The 19,140-nt window shown below is 71.1% G+C and carries 16 protein-coding genes; 8 read left to right on the top strand and 8 right to left on the bottom strand.

All coding sequences use genetic code 11. The features are described 5' to 3' along the window. Positions 1–23: 23 nt before the first annotated feature. Entirely contained in the window at positions 24–1,985 is a 1,962-nt protein-coding gene (asnB, locus tag OHQ87_RS04075; RefSeq protein ID WP_328345075.1) for an asparagine synthase (glutamine-hydrolyzing), read from the bottom strand. Positions 1,986–2,183: 198 nt separating this feature from the next. Here asnB and OHQ87_RS04070 point away from each other — a divergent pair, with 198 nt between their 5' ends. Continuing rightward, positions 2,184–3,665, top strand: a complete 1,482-nt coding sequence (locus tag OHQ87_RS04070) for an aminopeptidase P family protein (protein WP_328345073.1) — start codon at positions 2,184–2,186, stop codon at positions 3,663–3,665. 497 nt (positions 3,666–4,162) lie between these two features. On the opposite strand, the gene OHQ87_RS04065 is transcribed toward OHQ87_RS04070, so the two are convergent. Then, positions 4,163–4,402, bottom strand: coding sequence for a winged helix-turn-helix domain-containing protein (locus tag OHQ87_RS04065; RefSeq protein WP_328345071.1), 240 nt, complete (start codon positions 4,400–4,402; stop codon positions 4,163–4,165). Between the two features lie 222 nt (positions 4,403–4,624). Between OHQ87_RS04065 and OHQ87_RS04060 the strand changes: the two genes are divergently transcribed. The 4 genes from OHQ87_RS04060 to OHQ87_RS04045 all read left to right on the top strand — a co-directional run bounded on the left by OHQ87_RS04060 (position 4,625) and on the right by OHQ87_RS04045 (position 7,825). After that, positions 4,625–5,182: a hypothetical protein gene (locus OHQ87_RS04060; RefSeq protein ID WP_328345069.1), complete on the top strand. Its 558-nt coding sequence runs from the start codon at positions 4,625–4,627 to the stop codon at positions 5,180–5,182. Positions 5,183–5,221: 39 nt separating this feature from the next. Continuing rightward, positions 5,222–5,485, top strand: coding sequence for a DivIVA domain-containing protein (locus tag OHQ87_RS04055; protein WP_328345067.1), 264 nt, complete (start codon positions 5,222–5,224; stop codon positions 5,483–5,485). Then, on the top strand, positions 5,473–5,754 hold the full coding sequence (locus OHQ87_RS04050) for a hypothetical protein (protein ID WP_328345065.1): 282 nt from the start codon (positions 5,473–5,475) through the stop codon (positions 5,752–5,754). Before OHQ87_RS04055 ends, OHQ87_RS04050 begins: the two co-directional genes overlap by 13 nt. Positions 5,755–6,166: 412 nt before the next feature. Next, positions 6,167–7,825, top strand: a complete 1,659-nt coding sequence (locus OHQ87_RS04045) for a hypothetical protein (RefSeq protein ID WP_328345063.1) — start codon at positions 6,167–6,169, stop codon at positions 7,823–7,825. Between the two features lie 100 nt (positions 7,826–7,925). On the opposite strand, the gene pulA is transcribed toward OHQ87_RS04045, so the two are convergent. The 5 genes from pulA to OHQ87_RS04020 all read right to left on the bottom strand — a co-directional run bounded on the left by pulA (position 7,926) and on the right by OHQ87_RS04020 (position 16,211). Beyond that, entirely contained in the window at positions 7,926–13,424 is a 5,499-nt protein-coding gene (gene pulA, locus OHQ87_RS04040; RefSeq protein WP_328345061.1) for a pullulanase-type alpha-1,6-glucosidase, read from the bottom strand. 153 nt (positions 13,425–13,577) lie between these two features. Next, positions 13,578–14,354: a cellulose binding domain-containing protein gene (locus OHQ87_RS04035; RefSeq protein ID WP_328345060.1), complete on the bottom strand. Its 777-nt coding sequence runs from the start codon at positions 14,352–14,354 to the stop codon at positions 13,578–13,580. 102 nt (positions 14,355–14,456) lie between these two features. Further along, positions 14,457–15,215, bottom strand: a complete 759-nt coding sequence (locus OHQ87_RS04030; RefSeq protein ID WP_328345058.1) for a hypothetical protein — start codon at positions 15,213–15,215, stop codon at positions 14,457–14,459. 83 nt (positions 15,216–15,298) lie between these two features. Further along, entirely contained in the window at positions 15,299–15,493 is a 195-nt protein-coding gene (locus OHQ87_RS04025; protein WP_328345056.1) for a hypothetical protein, read from the bottom strand. A gap of 37 nt (positions 15,494–15,530) precedes the next feature. Beyond that, positions 15,531–16,211: a hypothetical protein gene (locus OHQ87_RS04020; protein ID WP_328345054.1), complete on the bottom strand. Its 681-nt coding sequence runs from the start codon at positions 16,209–16,211 to the stop codon at positions 15,531–15,533. A gap of 19 nt (positions 16,212–16,230) precedes the next feature. Between OHQ87_RS04020 and OHQ87_RS04015 the strand changes: the two genes are divergently transcribed. From OHQ87_RS04015 to OHQ87_RS04005, 3 genes are all read left to right on the top strand, one after another. Then, on the top strand, positions 16,231–16,410 hold the full coding sequence (locus OHQ87_RS04015; protein ID WP_328349124.1) for a hypothetical protein: 180 nt from the start codon (positions 16,231–16,233) through the stop codon (positions 16,408–16,410). Between the two features lie 178 nt (positions 16,411–16,588). Then, a complete protein-coding gene (locus tag OHQ87_RS04010) occupies positions 16,589–17,314 on the top strand; it encodes a dienelactone hydrolase family protein (protein ID WP_328345052.1) in 726 nt (241 codons plus the stop codon). Positions 17,315–17,672: 358 nt separating this feature from the next. Next, positions 17,673–18,326: a C39 family peptidase gene (locus OHQ87_RS04005; RefSeq protein ID WP_328345050.1), complete on the top strand. Its 654-nt coding sequence runs from the start codon at positions 17,673–17,675 to the stop codon at positions 18,324–18,326. Between the two features lie 92 nt (positions 18,327–18,418). Here the strand turns inward: OHQ87_RS04005 and OHQ87_RS04000 are convergent, their stop codons facing one another. After that, positions 18,419–19,075 carry a DedA family protein gene (locus OHQ87_RS04000; protein ID WP_328345048.1) on the bottom strand — a complete coding sequence of 219 codons (657 nt, stop codon included), beginning with the start codon at positions 19,073–19,075 and terminating at the stop codon, positions 18,419–18,421. Positions 19,076–19,140: the final 65 nt, after the last annotated feature.

Raw genomic sequence — 19,140 nt, 5'->3', positions numbered from 1 at the left:
CCGCCACGGCGAGCAGCCCGGGGTCAGCGGACCATGCTGCCGACGACCGGCTTGGTGAGCAGGGCGGACTGGTTGCGCTGGATGCCCGGGTCGAGGGTCTTGGCCACGAAGATGGCGTGCCAGATGCAGAAGATCAGCACCGTCCACACCTTGCGGGAGTTGTCCGCCTCCTCCCGCTTGTGCTCCTCCAGCAGCCGCATCGCGTACGACAGGTCGATCAGGTCGCCGGCGCCGGAGGTGGACAGCACGTGCCGGGCCCACTCGTACATCTCGCCGCGCAGCCAGACCCGGGTCGGGGTCGGGAAGCCCAGCTTCCTCCGGTTGACGATGGCCGGCGGCACGACCCCCTGCAACGCCTGACGCATGGCGTACTTGGTGGCGTCGGAGCGGGGCGGCAGCTTCAGGTCGACCGGGATGGTGGCCGCCACGTCGAAGACCGCCCGGTCCAGGAACGGCACCCGGACCTCCAGCGAGTGCGACATCGAGATCCGGTCCGCCTTGACCAGGATGTCACCGCGCAGCCAGGTGTAGAGGTCGACGTACTGCATCTTGGTGACGTCGTCCAGCTCGGTGCACTCGGCGTAGATCGGGGCGGTGACGTCGGTGTAGCGCACCGAGGGGTCGTAGCGGCGCAGCAGGTGCTGCTTCTCCTCCTCGGTGAACATCCGGGCGTTGCCGTAGTAGCGCTGCTCGATCGGGGTGGTGCCGCGCTCCAGGAAGCTCTTGCCCTTGACCCCCTGCGGGATCGCCTTGGAGACCGCGCGCAGGCCCTTCTGCACCCCGCCGGGCAGGCCGTTGACGGTGCCGAGGGAGAGCGGCTCCCGGTAGATGGTGTAGCCGCCGAAGAACTCGTCGGCACCCTCACCGGAGAGCACCACGGTGACGTGCTCGGCGGCCTTCTTGGCGACGAAGTAGAGCGGCACCAGCGCCGGGTCGGCCACCGGGTCGTCCAGGTGCCAGACGATCTTCGGCAGCGCGTCGATCATGTCCTGCGGCCCGATCTTGGTCGGGATGGTGGTCACGTCGAGGTGCCGGGCCGATTCCTGGGCCACGTCGATCTCGGAGTAGCCGGGCACGTCGTAGCCGACGGTGAAGGTGAGGATGTTGGGGTTGAACTCGCGCGCCAGGGCCACCACGGCGGTGGAGTCGATGCCGCTGGACAGGAACGAGCCGACCGGCACGTCGGAACGCATGTGCATCCGGACGCTCTCCCGCAGCGTCTCCCGGATGTCGTGGTAGAGCCGCTGCTCGTCGGTGACCGGGGCGGGCCGGAACACCGGCCGGTACCAACGTCGGACGTCCAGCCGACCCCCCGGGGACCAGGTCAGGTACTCCCCGGAGCCGATCCGGCTGATCCCCTGGTGCAGGGTGCCGGGCTCGGGGACGTACTGGAGGGTCAGGTAGTGGCTGAGGTTGGCGGTGTCGATCCCGGCGTCGCCCTGGTAGTAGGAGTGCGCGAAGGGCAGCAGCGCCTTCTTCTCCGAGGCGAGGTAGAGGCCGTCGGCGGTCTCCAGGTAGTGCAGCGGCTTGATGCCGAAGTAGTCCCGCGCGCCGAACGCCCGACGCTCCTGCCGGTCCCAGATGACGAAGGCGAACATGCCGCGCAGCCGGGTGAGCACCTGCTCGCCCCAGTAGTGGTAGCCGGCGACGATCACCTCGCCGTCACCGGCGGTGGCGAACTGGGCCCCGAAGGTGCGAACCAGCTCCTCCCGCAGCTCGATGTAGTTGTAGATCTCGCCGTTGAAGGTGAGCAGGTAGCGACCGCCGGCGTACGGCAGCGGCTCGTGGCTGGAGGCGACGTCGATGATCGCCAGCCGCTTGTGCGCGAACACCCCGTCCGCGTAGTGGCCGGTGGCGTCGCCGACCACCTCGACCCCTGTCTCGTCCGGTCCGCGGTGGTGCAGGCATTCCAACGCCCCCGCGATGTTGTCGCGGTGGGCGGCGGCGTTGCCGTTCGCGCTGAAGAAGGCCAGGAGTCCGCACATGGTCGTCATCTTTCCACGCGGCGCAATCCGGTCGCGCGGCACCGCACGACCTGCCCCTCTCCACGCGGCACACGCCCGCTGTCCCACTTCCACGCGGCGCGCGTCGCCTGCGCGGAGCGGTCGGCGGGCACCGCAGGCACCCCGCCGGGCCGACGCCGGGGTACCGTCTGGACGAGCGACGAGGCGGAGGGAGCCGACATGGCCGAGGGACGCACGGACGGCAAGCCGGCGGACGGCACCGAATCGCACGACCCGGATTTTCCGGAGGCGTTCCTGTCCTTCATGCGGCGGGGCTGGCGGGACACCAGCCTGCCGGTCGGCCCCCGGCCGGAGGTCCCGCACCACGCCAAGCGGCGGGCCGCGCTCTCCGCGGCCTTCCCGGGCGAGACGCTTGTCATCCCCACCGGCACCGAGAAGGTACGCGCCAACGACACCGACCATCCGTTCCGGCCGGGCAGCGACTTCGCGTACCTGACCGGCGACCATGACCCGGACGGCGTCCTGGTGCTGCGTCCCAACGGTTCGGGGCACGACGCGACGCTGTACATGCGCCCCCGCTCCTCGCGGGAGACCGACGAGTTCTTCCGCAGCAGGCACGGCGAGCTGTGGGTGGGCCGGCGGCACACGCTTGCCGAGAAGTCCACCGAGCTGGGCCTGCCCACGGAGGACCTGACCGCGCTGGACGGGGCGTTGGCGCGGATGGCGCCGGGGCGTACCCGGGTGTTGCGCGGTTTCGATAAGCGGGTGGACGCGGCGGTGCGGCCGTGGGACGGCCCCCGGGAGGAGGGCCAGCCGGCCCGCGACCGGGAACTGGCCATCGCGATCGCCGAGCTGAAGCTGGTCAAGGACGAATGGGAGGTCGCCCAGCTCCAGGACGCGGTCGACGCCACCGTACGCGGCTTCGAGGACGTGGCCCGCGCGCTGCCTGCCGACCGGGGTGTCTCCGAGCGGCTGCTGGAGGGGATCTTCGCGCTGCGGGCCCGGCACGACGGCAACGACGTCGGCTACAACTCGATCGTCGGGGGCGGCGAGCACGCGACGATCCTGCACTGGGTGCACAACCACGGCGCGACCCGTCCGGGTGAGCTGCTGCTGATGGACATGGGGGTGGAGAACCGCAACCTCTACACCGCCGACGTGACCCGGGTGCTGCCGGTCGACGGCCGCTTCACCTCGTTGCAGCGCCAGGTCTACGACGCGGTGTACGCCGCCCAGCAGGCAGGCATCGATGCGATCCGGCCGGGGGTGGGGTTCCGCGAGGTGCACCTGACCTCGATGCGGGTGCTCGCCGAGGCGCTGAAGGATCTCGGTCTGCTGCCGGTGAGCGTCGACGAGGCGATGGACCCGGCCTCCACGGTCTACCGACGGTGGACCCTGCACGGCACCAGCCACATGCTCGGCATCGACGTGCACGACTGCGCCAACGCACGCAAGGAGAAGTACCGCGACGGCCAGCTCGGCGAGGGCTACGTGCTCACCGTCGAGCCGGGGCTCTACTTCCAGCCGGAGGACGAGCTGGTCCCCGAGGAGCTGCGCGGCATCGGCGTCCGGATCGAGGACGACATCCTGGTCACCGCGACCGGCTCGGTGAACCTGTCGGCCGGGCTACCCCGACGCTCCGACGAGGTGGAGACCTGGCTGGCCGAGCAGCGCGAGGCAGGCCCCCGCCTCCCCGGCTGACCGAGCACCATCCGCAGCGGCTCCGCCGCCGGAGGCGTTCCCCGATGGGTGGCGCGCACTGGCGGCGGGGCCGCAGTCGTCCACCCGCCCCGGCTCCCGTAGCGCCCCCACCCCGCCCGTGCAGCCGTGGGGGACGAGACGGAACAGCCCATGATCGTGCTCGATCCATGATGCAGTGGCATCCCGCCGCCACGAGACCACTACATCGTGGACAACACCGTTGCGTTAGGTGGAACGGCTGTTCGTCAACCACCGCTGCCTCGCCGATCATGGAGTTGTGGTGGGTAACAGAACGCCCGTAAAACCCCCAAAGTCGGCACCACCACTCCATGATCGCCAAGCGGGCCCACCCCGCTCCCCGATCGGGCACTTCCTGTCCCGGGTTGACCAGCCGCCCACGGCGTTAACGCCAAGGTGTTGACATCGTGGAAGCAGCACGATCTTGCAGCCTGCGGGCATGGCGGAAGCTTCACTCCCGGCTCACACTCGCCCTCCCGTTACCTGGGAGTAGCCGAAACGAAGACACCCAAGCCCTGATGCCCGTAAAGATCACCAGCCTCGATCAGGATCGTGATCGCCTGCCGAACGGTCGACTGACTGCCCACCTCGTACAGGGCCGCCAGTTCCTTGGTGGAGGGCAGCTTATGACCGGGCGGCCACTCGCCTTCGGCGATGCGCCTCCTGATGTCAGCGATGATCCGTCGATAGTGCGGCTCAAACCTGCGCGATGTGGACATGCGAGTACTCCCAGCTAGGCACGTCCATCTGATCACGAAGCCGGGAAGAACTTCAAGCGCATCGTTGGCTTCACCGACATTATCGGTAAAGTTCCTTGAGGAACGCCCAGCTAGGCACTGGTCGATCCCCAGCCGGGGCAGTGCGCCGCACCCGCAGCCAGGAACCCCCTTCCGGGCTGGTCGGCGTGCTGCCCCGGCACCCAGCCAGGCAGAGGAGGCACGGTGGAGACGAATACGGAGGTGCCGGTCGCCAGCGCGATCTGGGCGGTCGAGGAGGTGGCCGCCGAGCTGCGCGAGACATACCTCGGGGTGGCCGCCGCGATGGTGCTGCTGGACCGTGTCGGCGCGGGGTGCCCGCACCCGGCGCTGCGGCTGGCCCGGCGCAGCAGCGGGGACGCCCTCGACCTGGCCGGCGAGGTCGACCAGCAGGTCACCGACGGGGTACGCCGACTCCGGGTCGCCGCCGGGCACATCGAGCCGGACACCATCGGTGGGCTGGTCGAGGTGCTGGACAGCGTGGGCAGCCGGTGGAGTGCGGCGGCCGATCGGATTCGGCTTCTCCCGGCCCGGGTCACCGCCGCCGGCCGGCAACTCCGCGACGCGCTCCCCGCCGACGCCCCACCAGCCGACCCCACCGCCCGGCAGGAGCACGACACCGAGACGACCGCGCGGCAGTGGCAGCACGCCGCCGAACAGCTCGACCTGATGGCCGAGTGCCTGACCTCGGCCGTCGCCGCGCTGGCGTCGTACACCGAAGGGTTGTCCGGCGCGACCACCTGAAGTCCCGCACAGCCCGACACGACCGAGAGGCGAGACAGGATGATCTATCGAGCCGGGCGGCGGCTGCTGCCGCAGCACGTCCGCGCCGTCACCTTCGGCACCCGCCGGTGGCGCGGTCTCGACCCCGACCAGGTGTACGCCTTCCTCGACCAGGTCGCCGACGAACTGGAACACCTCACCCGCGACCTGGCCACCGCCACCACCGAGGGTGAACGCATCCGGGCGGCGCTGCGGCGGTGGGGGTCCGGGCACACCGACTGCCGCCGGACCCGGACGGCCCGGAACAGCGGGTGGCCCCGGTGAACGACCCGTGCTGGATCATCCACCTACCGACCAGGCTGACCAGCGTCGACGAGGCCGCCGCCCTGGCGATGGCGTTACGCCGCTCACTCGGCCACGTGCTCGCCATCGACTTCGGCGAGACCACCCTCTCCGAGGAAGACCAGCAGTCCACGCGTACCCGGATCTGGTGCGACGCCCCACTCGACGGCCCCGGCCCCCGCCCATGCCCGGCCGGTCGCTGCGGACGCCCCGCCGGCCACGACGGCGGGTGCGCGCCGACGCCAGAGTGAGCGGCACACGATCATCTGCGTGCTACGAGTAGTCGACACGGCGTGCCGAGTCACGCGCAAATGATCACGAACTGATCACCTCAAGGTCGCTCCGCGTCGTCACGTCGGGCGCACCTTTCACGATCACGCTCGAACCACGAAGTAGTGGCCTTCGGAACTACGGAGGCCACTACTTCGTGCTTTCAGCACGATCTTGCGTTGGCGGGTGGCGGTGGGCATGCGACGCCCGGCCGTCCGGGAATGCGCCTGACCGACGGACAGCGTCCCCAAAGCGGGCTTTCTTCGGTTTTGACCTCATAGCGAGGAACCTTCTCATACCGTGTCTTTCGGGAGCTACAACCGATTTGTAGCAGGGGACGCTCGCTCAGGCGCGGCGACCCTGTCTGGTACGAGGAGAGGGCAGAGAGCTCCGATGTCCAACTACCTAACGAACAACGAAGCCTCCGCGCGGGCGACGGTGAGCAGGAGCCGTCGCAAGCTCTGGCTCGCCAGTGGCGTCGCCGGGTTGACAGGTGTGGTCAGTCTCGCCGCGGTGGGCATCGCCGGCAGCGCCGGGGCGGTCGGGGTGAGCGGACTGAAGTGGAACACCACTCAGCAGGTCACCAAGGACGGCGACCAGGGCCGTGGCGACGAGGGCCCGGACCGTGGCGGCAAGGACGAACACGGGGGCAAGGACCGCGAGCGCGGGAAGGAGGTGCCCTGCGACACCGACAAGCTCATCCAGGCCATCGTCTTCGCCAACAGCCGCGACGGCGGCGTGCTGGACCTGGCCAAGGGCTGCACCTACAACCTGACCCGCAACCAGGACGGCAACGGCCTGCCGGTGATCACCCAGGACATCACCCTGCGGGGTGAACACACCACGATCACCCGGGACGCCACCGCCGACTACTTCCGGATCCTCAACGTGGGTCCCGGCGGTCACCTGAACGTCAAGGGCCTGACCATCAAGGGCGGTCAGACCATCGAGGCGTTCACGGCCGTCGCGCCGGAGGCGGTCTGGGGTGCCTTCTCGGACTCCCAGGCGCTCGCCGCCCAGGTGAAGGCCGGCACGCCGCTGGCCCAGGCGCTCGCCGCCCGGAAGGCGAACCCGAAGGCCGGCCTGAAGGCCGCGCCGAAGGCCACGCCCAAGGCCACCGTGCAGGTGTCGCCGAAGGCCAAGCCTGGGGTCGTCACGCCGCTGGTCCAGGAGCCGGGCATCAACGACGGCGCCGGGATCCTGGTGCAGCCGGGTGGCACTGCCGAACTGTTCGACACCTCGGTGGTGCTGAACCAGTCCGGTGGCAACGGCGGCGGGCTCGCCAACTTCGGCACCACGTCGCTGCGGCACACCGACGTCGCCCACAACACCGCCTTCTTCTTCGGCGGTGGCGTCTTCAACGCCGGCCTGCTCAAGGTCGACGAGTCCACGATCACCGACAACACCGCCGTCATCGGTGGTGGCGGTGTCTCCAACGGCGCCGCGGAGATCTTCACCGAGGACGTCGACGGTGGCACCGTCCTGATCGAGAAGTCCAAGATCACCGACAACGAGACGCTCGGCTTCGGCGGCGGCCTGCTCGACATCGGGGGCAACACCACCGTGCGCTACACGGAGCTCCTGTCGAACACCGCAGTGCTCGCCGGTGGCGGTATCGCCGCAGCGGACGCCCAGGTCAACGTGTTCTACTCGACGGTGGCCAAGAACAGCACCGCGGGCGTGGGCGGCGGCGTGGCCGTGGCCTTCGACAGCGCGGTCACCATCGAGAAGAGCTACCTCAAGGAGAACACCGCCGGCTTCTTCGGCGGCGGGCTGTTCAACGTGGACAGCGTCACCACTGTGCGCGAGTCCGAGATCGTCGCCAACCGGGCCCTCGGTCCGATCGGCGTCGGCGGCGGCATCTTCAACGCCTTCGGCGAGGTCAACCTCAGCCGGACGAAGGTCGCCGACAACTTCGCCACCTTCGCCCCGGGCGGTGTCTTCACCTTCGAGGGCACGGTGAACGTGGACAACAAGTCCGCAATCGTCGCGAACCGTCCGACCAACTGCCTGGCCATCCCGGGCGACACCATCCCGAACTGCTTCGGCTGAGCACCCTCGGGTGACGTGCCACCGGTGACGGCGGCACACCGGGCAGGACGCGCACCGGCCCCCCTCCGCACCACGCGGAGGGGGGCCGGTCGTCGTCGGATCAGCGCTGGACGAAGACCGCCACGCTGCGTGCCGGCACGGTGAAGGTGCCCGCCGCCCGGTCGAACGACGCGGTCCGCAGCACCGGGTCGGCCGAGCCGGCCAGCACCGGGTGCAGGGTGGTGTCCGTGCCGCGCAGACCGGTCACCGTCTGCTTCGCCGCCGTCGGGGTGCCGTTGAAGACCACGGTCACCGACCTCCACCGGCCGCCCAGCCCCCGGGCGTCCAGGGTCATGGTGAGCACACCCGGGGTCTCCTTCACCCCGGACAGCGGGAACGCGACCCGCTGCTGCACCTGCTCGGCGGTGGACAGCCCGAACACCGGCGAGGACTGCCGGATCCTCAGCAGCTCCGCATACCGGGCGTCGGCCAGGTCGATCGCGGCGCAGTCCGGCACCAGGGACGGATCGGCCAGCAGCGGCTTCGCGTACGACCACTTGTCCTGGTTGTCCGCCGCCGGGGGCAGGCCGGCACCGAACCCGTTGCCCTGGGTGCAGTCCCAGCGGATCTGGTTGAACCAGTCGCCGGAGTTGTAGGAGTTGCGGTCCAGCGACTTCGAGCGCAGCCGCTCGGAGCCGGCCGCCACGAACCCGGTCCCCTGCCCGAGGGCGGTGGTGGCCAGGGCCAGCACCTGCATCCGGGCCCGGTCCGCCGCCGAGGTGCCCGACGGCAGTTTGTACGCCAGCGCGTCGTACAGGATCTCGTTGTCGTGCGCGTCGACGTAGGTGACCGCCTCACCTGGGGCGGCGGTGTAGCCGGCCGGCGAACCGTTGTAGTCCACCTGCGCCCCGGTGACCCGCCGGCCGGTGGAGTCGGTGAACCGGTAACCGCGCAGGTTGCCGGTCAGCCCCACCTTGATCAGGTCCTGGGAGTGCAGCAGCCGGGCCTTCTGCTCGGCGGTGCTGCCGTTCACCTCGTCACCGTTGGGGTCGGTGTAGAGGCCGGAAGCGAATCCCTGCACGCGCGGATTGCCGTCGAAGGGACCGCCGCCGCGTACCGCGTCCCGGAGCCGGTCGTTGAAGGTGCCGATACCGGTGCCGGCCATGTTGGCCTGGGTGGCCTGCACGAACCGGGCGTCGTCGGCGACCTCGCCGAAGTTCCAGCCCTCGCCGTAGAGCAGGATCCGCCGACCGTCGACGCCGTCGCGGGCGAGGGTCAGCTTGTCCAGCGCGGCCCGTACGGCCAGGATGTTCGCCTTGGGGTGGTGGCCCATCAGGTCGAACCGGAAGCCGTCCACCTTGTACTGCTTCGCCCAGACGACGAGCGAGTCGACCACCAGCTTGCCCATCATGGCGTGCTCGGGGGCGGTGTTGGCGCAGCAGGTCGAGTCGGCGACAGTGCCGTCGTCCAACTGCCTGTGGTAGTAGCCGGGCACCACCTGGTCCAGCACCGACTTCGCGTCGGTGCCGGCGGCGGAGGTGTGGTTGTAGACCACGTCCAGCACCACCCGCAGGCCGGCTCCGTTGATTCCGGCGACCATCCGCCGGAACTCGGCGGTCCGCTGCGCCCCGTCCGGGTCGACCGCGTAGCCGCCCTCCGGGACCGTGTAGTGCAGTGGGTCGTATCCCCAGTTGTAGCCGTCGGTGTCGGCGACCGCCGCGACGCACGCCTGTTGCCGGTCGGAGTCCGGTGGCAGTTTCGCCAGGTCGCAGGCGGGCTGCCGCTGGTCGGCCCGCTTCTCGGGGATGGTGGCGAAGTCGAACACCGGCAGCAGGTGCAGGTAGTCGACCCCGGCGTCACCGAGGGCGGTCAGGTGCTTCATCCCGGCCGTGCCCGGGTCGGTGAAGGCCAGGTAGGTGCCCCGCCGCCCGGCCGGCACGGTGCTGTCGGCGATGGAGAAGTCGCGTACCGACAGCTCGGAGATCTGCGCCTTCGACGCGGCCGGCGCGGCCGGCTTGCGCAGCCCGGACCAGCCGGCGGGGGCGAGCGCCGGGTCGGCCAGGTCGACGATCTGGCTGTGCGTGGAGTCGGCGGCGAGCGCCACCGAGTAGGGGTCGGTGACCGACGCGGTGACGATCTTCTGGGCGGCCGGCTGCCAGGCTTCGACCCGGTAGCGGTAGTAGCGGCCGGTCCAGTCGCGGCTGCCGTGCACCGACCAGACGCCGGTGCGGTCGTCGCGGCGCATCGCCACCGTGCGCGGCGACGCCGACGGCATGTCGAACAGTTCGAGCGCGACCGTCCGGGCGGTGGGCGCCCAGACCGCGAGCGTGGGCACCTTCCCGGCGAAGGTGACGCCGAGCGTCGCGTCGGTGGCGGCGCGGTAGACGTCGTCGAGCACGCCGGGGATCTGCACCCCTGTCGCGCGGAGCAGCGCGCCTCCGGCGTCCCGCTCGGTCACCACGAGTTGCCCGCGCAGCGCCGCCGGCACCCGGGCCAGGTCCGCCCGGTCCAGGCCGAACGCCTGGTGGGCCCAGAGGTGCGGGAAGGCCGCGCGTTGGACCTCGGTGAGCCCGTTGCGCTGCGCCCGCAACGGCAGCGAGGTGTACGTCCCGGACAACTCGCCGTCGACCACGCTCAGCCCGCCGGCCGGGGCGGCCACCAACGCGTACGCCCTGCCGTCGGTCGGGCCGGTGGCCCAGACCACGGTGGACCTGTCGATCCACTGGGCCTGCTGTTTCGTGATGTCGACGTCCTTCCCGGCGCCGGCGGCCGAGGTGGGCAGCAGCCGGCCGGGCACCCCGCCCAGCAGCCAGACCTCGTGGCCGACCCCGGTGAGGTCGAGCCGCTGGTCGTCGGGCTGATCCTTGGCGTCGCCGCGGTGGATGATGTAGTTGAGCCCGGTCGCGCCAGCAGCCAGCGGCACCCGGAACAGCGCACCGAACGAGTCGACCTTCTCGGGCAGGAGCGGGGCGGACCAGTCGGTCGGGGTGGCCGCGCCGTCCCACAGGTGCAGGCCCCACCCGGCGTAGTCGTTGTCGGCCTTGCGCCAGTGGATGATCGCGGTGCCCGGGTCGACGGCCGGGTCAGGTTCACCGGTGGCGGCCTGCCGGGTGGGATAGAGCGCCGGGTCGCCCTGCTTGACCCAGACCTCGCCGGTGGTCGTCACGTCGACGGTGCGGTCGGTGGCGACGTCCTTGTTGCCGGTCTTGTCGACCACCAGGAAGCCGACCGACTTCGCCCCGGGCTTGAGTTTGACCCAGGCGAACCGGCCGTACGAGTCCTCCCCGGCGAACGGCTGCCCGGCGGGCCACTCGGTCACGTACGCCGGGTCGAGGTCGCCCCAGGCGTAGAGCCCCCAGTCGTCGTAACCACCAGCGGGGCGCTGGTAGTGCACCACCAACCAGTCCCGGGACGCGCCCTGCGCCGGGGTGCCGACCACGCCGGTCGACCGGGCGGAGGTGGTCCGTCCCTTCCCGTCCCGGACCACCGCCTTGTACTCGACCCGGGTGCCCCCGGCCAGCCCGGTCAGGTCGTGGTGCACGGTGTACGGCGCGGTGTGCGCGCTGCCCAGCAGGGTCCACTTGCCACCCGAGACCCGGGCGGCGACGGTGACGGTGGCCAGCGGGTCCCCGGTCACCTGGGCGGTGACGGCGGCCCGGGTGGCGACCGGGTCGGCCCCCGGCGCGGTGAGGGTGACGGTCGGCTTCGCGGTGGCCTGCGGCACGGCCCGACCGGCGCGGAACACCACCGCCGACCCGGCCGGCACGGTCAGGCTCAGCTTCCCGTCGGCGCCGGTGGTCGGGGTGGCCGTGCCACCGTAGATGCCGGTGAATACGGTGCCGGGCGTCCAGGTGTCCACTGTGACAGTCTGCGGGGTGCCGGCGTTGTTCACCGCCACCAGGTACTCGGTGCGGTCGGCCGGGGAGATCCGGGAGAAGGCGAAGACGCCCGGCCCGTCGGCGGCGTACCGGGTGACCTGGACGCCGTCGCGCAGCCCGGGGTGCGCGGCCCGCAGCCGGCCCAGCTCGGCGATGGTCCGGTACAGCGGGTGGGTGGTGTCGAACTGGTCGCTGGCGTGGGTACGGGTGGTGCCGATCAGGTCGTCGTCGAGGTAGTCCGCCGTCCGGGTGGCGAACATGTCCTGCCGGGCGTCCTTGTCCCCGCCGGGGCCGGTGAAGCCCTGCTCGTCGCCGGAGTAGACGACCGGCTGCCCCCGGGTGAGGAACATCAACTGGTGGGCGAGCCGGTCCCGGCCGAGCTGCCGGGCGTCGTCCCCACCGGCGGCGGCGACGAACGAGCCGATCCGGCCCATGTCGTGGTTGCCGAGGAAGGTGGTCAGCCGGCCGGCGTCGGTGTCCCGCGCGGCGTACAGCGAATCCTTGGCGTAGACGTCGGCGAGGGCCTTGGCCGGGCCGTCGGCGGCGGTGTAGGCGCGGGCCGCCTCCTGGAAGGAGAAGTCCAGGGTGGCCGGCAGCCCACCGCGCCGCACGTAGGTGGAGGTGACCTCCTGGTCGGCGCTGTAGACCTCGCCGAACATGAAGAAGTCCTTCTTCCCGGCCTTGTCGGCGGCGCGCTTGATGCCCTGGCTGAACTGCGGCCAGAAGTCGAGGTTGACGTGCTTGACGGTGTCCAGCCGGAAACCGTCGACGTCGGTGCTGGCGATCCAGTCGCCGTACGCCTTGGTCAGGCCCTTGACCACCTCGGGACGCTCGGTCCACAGGTCGTCGAGGCCGAAGAAGTCACCGTACTCGCTGTTCTCCCCGGCGAAGGTGGAGTCGCCCCGGTTGTGGTACATCGTCGGGTCGTTCAGCCAGGCCGGCACCTTGACGCCCGCGTCGGCCGCGCTGGCGAAGGTCGGCGTGTACGGGCCGGCGTCGGTGTTCACCTTCGGGAAGGCCCGGGTGCCGTCGGCGTAGTTGCGGTCCTCGAACTCCCGCCCCTGCGCGTCGGTGTACGGCGAGGTCTTCTTGTCGACGTAGGCGTACTTGCCCTCGGCGTAGGAGATGACGTCGGCGGTGTGGTTGACGATGACGTCGAGGTAGACCTTGATGCCCCGCCGGTGGGCCAGCTTGACCAGGCGCTTCATCTCCTCGTTCGTGCCGAAGTGCGGGTCCACCTGGGTGAAGTCGGTGATCCAGTAGCCGTGGTAGCCGGCGGAGACGTCCGCGCCGCTGCCCTGGACGGGACGGTTCTTGAAGATCGGCGCCAGCCAGATGGCGGTGGTGCCGAGACCCTGGATGTAGTCGAGCTTGTCGATGACGCCCTTGAGGTCGCCACCGTGGTAGAAGCCCTTGTCCGTCGGGTCGAGGCCGGTGCGCAGCCGGTCGCCGGTCAGGCCACCGGTGTCGTTGCGTCGGTCGCCGTTGGCGAACCGGTCCGGCAGGACGAAGTAGAACTGTTCGGCGCGGCCCCTACCGGTGCCGGCGGCGAGCAGGGCCTCGGTGGAGGGTTCGGCGCCCCACTGGGCGGCACCGGCGGCCGCGAGTGCATCGACGGTGGACGGCCGGTCGGTGCTGTCGGCACCGAGCTGGCGGACGGCGACCGGGACGCCGACGAGTGCGAGGGTGAGGGTGGAGACCAGGGCGAGCAGCGCCTTGCGCGGCAGCGGCGGGGGTTTCATCGACGGCCTTCCTATGGTCGCTGATTCGCCCGCACGCTAGCCCTTGCGGAAAAGTTCTGCAATACCTTGCAAACCAAGTCGCAACAAAGCAGCAACCTTGCACAAGACGCGGTCAACCGGCTGCCCGGCGGCGTGGCTGCCCGGTGGCGTGGCTCAGAGGCCGGAGCAGGCCACGCCGTCGACCGTGCACCGCGACGGCCGGATGCTGCCCCCGGTGTTCTCGAAGTGGAACCGCAACGGCACCGAGGTACCCGGCCCGACGTCAACCCCGCTGGTGTACGTGAACACCCCGCCGGACATCCGGGAACTGCCCTGCGGAGCCCCCTCCACCCACGAGGTGACCAGCCGGCTGCCGGCCGGCGGGACCAGCCGGACCGTCCAGGACCGGGACACCCGGTCGCGGTTGTACAGCAGCACCTCGCCGATGAACGCCTCGTTGTTCCAGCTGTCCATCACCCGGAACCGGCCGGTCACCGGTGACGACGGTGGCGGAGGCGGTGCCGGTGCCGGTGGCGGCGTGGTCGGGCGGGGCTGCGCCGCGCCCCCGGCCACGGGCGGCGGCGGGACCACCCCGCCGGCCGGTGGCGGAAGCGCGTCCCCACCGGTCGCCGGCTCACCCGGTACGACGTCGGCGGGCAGCTCGACCGGGGGCAGGTCGGTGCGGCGGGGCGTCAGCCCCGGGACGACCGGCTCGGGCAGGTTCGCCGCCACCCGCGCGGGGTTGGTCGCCCCCGATCCGGGCAGCGAGTAGGTCGGTGCCGGATCGGCCGGGCTGGCCTCGAACGCCGGTCCACGGCTGCGGTACGACGCCGACGCGACGATCAGGAGCACGACCATCACCAGCACACCGGCGGCGACCACGATCCATGGCGACGACGCCAGCGCACCCGCTCCGTGTGTTCGCGGCTGCGCGCGACGCATGCCGGACATGACCCTCCCTGGTCGGCCCCGTCCGAGAAGAGTAACGATTCAGGTGATTGTCGGAAAGTGCCCGACGTCCGGAGTTTGTCCTAACCGGACAGTTCGCCCGGATCAGCCCCGTACCCGTAACGCGTCCACCTGGAAGTAGACCCCGTTGCGCTTGACCGCCCAGATCGTGTAAGCCCCGCGGGGCAGGTCCCTGACGCTGAAGACCGTCTGCTGCGGCTGGTACCGGTCCGCCCGCGCACTCACCCGCTGCTGCTTCACCGGCCGGCCACCGGCATCGACGATCCACACGTCGGCGTCACCGTACTCGGGGTCGCGCGAGGTGATGTAGTCCAGCCCGGTGCCGGTGAACGTGAAGCTGAAGGAATCCCCGTCGTGCAAGGTGTAGTGCACGTCGTTGCGGTGGTCGCCGTACGGCCGGTCCCGGGAGACCGCCCACCGACCACGGTAGTTGACGCCCGGAGCGTCGTCGTTGAGCAGCGTGGTCGGCGTCGGTGAGGGCGTCGCGGTCGACGGCGTGACGGATGCCGACGGCGTCGCCGACCGGGACGCGGTGGGCGTCCGCCCGTTCGGGGGTGGCGCGGCACCGGGCCAGCCGCCGGAGTCCCGCCTGGTCCGGGTGGGCGACGGGGACGACGACGGCAGGACCGACGCGGTCGCCACCGGCACCCCCGGCACCATGACGGCTTCGCTGCGGGAACCGGCACCGTGCTCGGCGTAACGGTCGTGACCGAAGACCGCCACCATCGCCTTGACCATCAGGAAGATCAGCACGATCACCGCGATCGAGGCGAGTATCCAGGGCAGGACGGCGACCACGTACGGCAGCCGAGAAGTCCACCGCGTCCCACGCGTCCCCGGCATGATCCTCCTCGGTCGACCCCGCACGCAGAGATTAGCGACCGTCCAGTACAGATGATCACAGGGGGCGGAGGGCGGGAATCCGTTCAGCCGGTCCGGACGACGGTGCAGATCGCCGGGCCGTCCTGGGTGCCCCGCAGCAGGTAGCGGTAGCGTTCCCCGACCACCAGCCCCGGCAGGGCGTAGCAGCCGGCGATGGCGGGCACGTGGCCGGTGGTGAGCGCCACCCCGTACCTGTCGGAGAAGTCGCTCAGCGTGTCGATGTCGGTGGATGCTCTCACGGCGTCACCAGTTGCCGTCGCCGGCCGTCGGCAAACCTCACCGGGGCGGGATCCGCACCTCGATCTCCGCGCCGAGCCGCGCGTCACCGGTCAGGTCCAGGTCGTCACCGCTCCAGAACCGGCCCGGGTCGTACCAGTTCGGCCGGCGGCCGGGCGGCAGCAGGCCCATCGCCTCGTAGGTCACCGCCACCACCTCCGCGCAGTACGCCGTCTCCAGCGCGCGGTCCCCGGCCTGCCGGTCGGCCGACCCGTCGTCGCCCCGGCCCCGACCCGGCAGGGGCAGCGGCAGGCGCAGATGCGGGACCCGCCCCCGCGCCCAGCGCCAGGCCAGTTGGGCGGTGGAGGGGAACGGGGTGCCGTCGAGCCGGGCCACGGTCTGCAACACCGCCTGCTCCATCGCCAGGTCGGCCGACGGTTCGAGCTGACGCAGCCAGGCCCGCTGACCGTACCGGTTGGCCCAGACGCAGACCGCGTCGCGCAGGTCGTGCAGCTGAACCCCGCGTTGGTGGCTGCCGGTCCACATGTCCCGCAGCGACCGCCCCAACTCGGCGTGCCACATCAGCGGCGGCATGTCGTCAAGCACCACCGCCATGCCGACGTGGTTGACGGGACTGTTGGTGGTGAACTGGATGGCCCGGTCCGGCACGCTGCGGCCCCGGAACACCCAGACGTCACCGGTACGGGTCAGGTCGACGGCCTCGTCCAGGCTGATGCTCATGAGCGTCTACCCTAGGCCGATGCGGCAACGGATGCGGTGGTGGAAGGTTCTCGGGTTGGCCGGTCTCGCGGGCGTCGCCGCGACCGGGGCGGTCGTCGCCCGCGCCGAGCGGCGTCGTCGCGCGTACACCCCGGAGGAGATCCGGGACCGGCTGCGCGAGCGGCACGCCCAGGCCGCGAAGCCCGACGGGTCGGCCTGACCCGGGCCGCTCGTCACCTCGTCGCGGCCGACCGGGACGGACGACGGATGGCCCGCGCTGCCGGCCGACGGTGGGCCGTCCACCGTGGCGGTGACGTGGCGATCTCGACGGTGTTGGCGCGGTTCGCGGCGCGTCGGCGGGACAGCCGGCCAGGCCGCGGGCGTTTAGGCTCACCGGCATGAACGGTTCGATCGCGCAGCAGCCCTTCGTGCTGTCGCCGCCCGGCGCTCTGGTCGAGCGGCAGGGCCGGGTCGACCTGCACCTGCCGGCCGACGCCGGCCCGCACCCCGCGGTGGTGCTGGTGCACGGCGCACCGCTCCCGCCGGGCACCGACGATCCCCGTGACTGGTTGCTCTACCGGGGTTACGGCGCGCTCCTCGCCGAGCAGGGCCTGGTCGCCGCCGCTATCAGCTACCAGGTGACCGACCTGGCCGAACTGCCGGCCACCGCCGACGACATCGCCGGCCTGGTCGACCTGGTCCGGACCGATCCGCGGGTCGACGCGGACCGGGTGGTGCTCTGGTTCTTCTCCGGTGGGAGCCTGCTGGCGGCGGACTGGCTGCGCGCGGCACCGGCATGGTTGCGGGGGATCGCGTTGACCTATCCACTGCTCGTCCCGTTGCCCGGCTGGGACGTCGACAAGCGTTTCCTGCCGATCGGTGCCCTCGAAGCCGGTACGCCGACGCCGGTGGTGCTGACCAGGGCCGGCCAGGACAAGATCCCCCAGGTGCTGATCGGCATCGCGGCGTTCCTCGACGCCGCCGACCGGGCCGGTCGACCGGTGCGGCTGGTGGAGGTACCGGACGGCCAGCACGCCTTCGACATCCTGGACCACACGGCGCAGTCCCGGGCTGCGGTCCAGGCGGCCCGGGATGCGGTGGTCGACCTGCTCCGCGCCGACTGACCCGGGTCCACCACCTACCGCCCGCCGTCCGCCGTCCGACCGGATGTCCGGTTCATCCCGGAGGTTCCGCACCGGACAGGCCCGTTCGTGCCCGGATGTCCCGTGGCCGGGGCCACCCCCACGGCGGAATCGCCGCCGGGGCCGCGGCGTTGTACCTGGCATACCACCGCCACTCTCCCGCCCCCGGGAGACGGCCCCCGGAACCCCGACCACGGAATGCGGTCCCCACCGGGTTGGTTACACCCCCTCGGACACCCGAAGCAGGTCCCCCCGACCGCCGGGCCATCCCCCCTTACCCCCGCAGGCCGCCCACCCCCCTGGGCACCCACGGCACCCCCGACCAGAGGAGCACGCCACCATGCGTACCGATCTGATCCGCAAGACCGCCCTCACCACCGCCGGCCTCGCCCTCACCACCGGCGCCATCGCCGGCCCCCTCACCGCCACCCACACCGCCCACGCCGCCACCCCCACCGCGTCGGCGCAGACCGACCACAAGCCCAACGGCGAACGCGAACTGAAGGTCGACTACCAGGCACAGCCCAACTTCTACTACTGCGGCCCCGCCGCCACCCGCAACGCCCTGTCCGTCCAAGGCAAGAACATCGACGTCGACGCCATGGCCAAAGAAATGCGCACCACCGAAGACGGCACCAACAGCATCAACGACATCACCCCCGTCCTCAACAAGGAAACCGGCCGCAACGCCTACGAAAGCACCGAAATCCGCAACTCGAAGGCCAACGACAAGCAGACCCACGAACTACGCGCCGACATCGTCCACACCATCGACGACGGCCGCGCCGTAGTCGCCAACATCGCCGGCACCGCCACCGACACCGACGGCAACACCCACTCCTTCGAAGGCGGCCACTACATCAGCGTCGTCGGCTACCACGACAACGCAAAGACCGTCACCATCGCCGACTCCGCCAACCCCGAGACCGCCGCCTACCGGATCACCGTCGACAACCTCGCCGACTGGATCGCCACCCGCGGCTACACCTCCTGACCCCGAACACCGAACCGGGCCGACCCCCACCACGGGGCCGGCCCGGTTCGCCGGTTACAGGGTGTCCGGCAGGATGGACGGATGGCCGCGGTTCAGCGGTCGGTGCCGGCCCCGATCGGCTCGGCCTCGTCGGTGGCAGTCGACGACTCCAGCCGACGGGCCCGGCGGCGCAGCCACCAGGTGCTGCCCAGCCCGCCGAGCACCGCCAGGACCAGGCCGGCCCAGGAGATGTCCTTGAGCCAGTGCTCGGCCGCCCGGCCGAGGGTGTAGAGCAGGTAGGTCGTGCCGAAGGCCCAGACCAGGCCGCCGGCCGCGTTGGCCACCAGGAACCGGCGGTACGGCACGTGCAGCGCGCCGGCCAGCGGCCCGGCGAGGATGCGCAGCAGGGCGACGAACCGGCCGAAGAAGACCGCCCAGACACCGTGCCGGGCGAAGCTCTGCTCGGCGCGGGCGAGTTGTGCCGGGCCCAGGTGTTTCGGGAAGCGTCGGCCCAGCCGGGCCAGCAGTGGACGCCCGCCGCGCCGACCCACCGCGTAGCCGATGGAGTCGCCGACGATCGCGCCGAACGCCGCCGCGGTGGCGACCCAGTGCGGCTCGACCACTCCGGTGGCGGCCAGCAACGCCGAGCTGACCAGCACGATCTCGCCGGGCAGCGGCACGCCCATGCTCTCGATGCCGATCACCCCGCCGACGATCAGGTAGACCACGACCGGAGGAAGCGCGGAGAGCCAGTGCTGCACGTCGATCACTACGCACCCCTTCCGACCCGACCTCGAACCATACCCGCGCCGGGCTGCCGGGGTGGGGCACCCGT

This window comes from Micromonospora sp. NBC_00421 (genome assembly GCF_036017915.1).
Classification (GTDB): Bacteria; Actinomycetota; Actinomycetes; order Mycobacteriales; family Micromonosporaceae; genus Micromonospora.
Note: the sequence above shows the minus strand (reverse complement) of the source record. Positions and strands in the feature narration are given on the sequence as shown.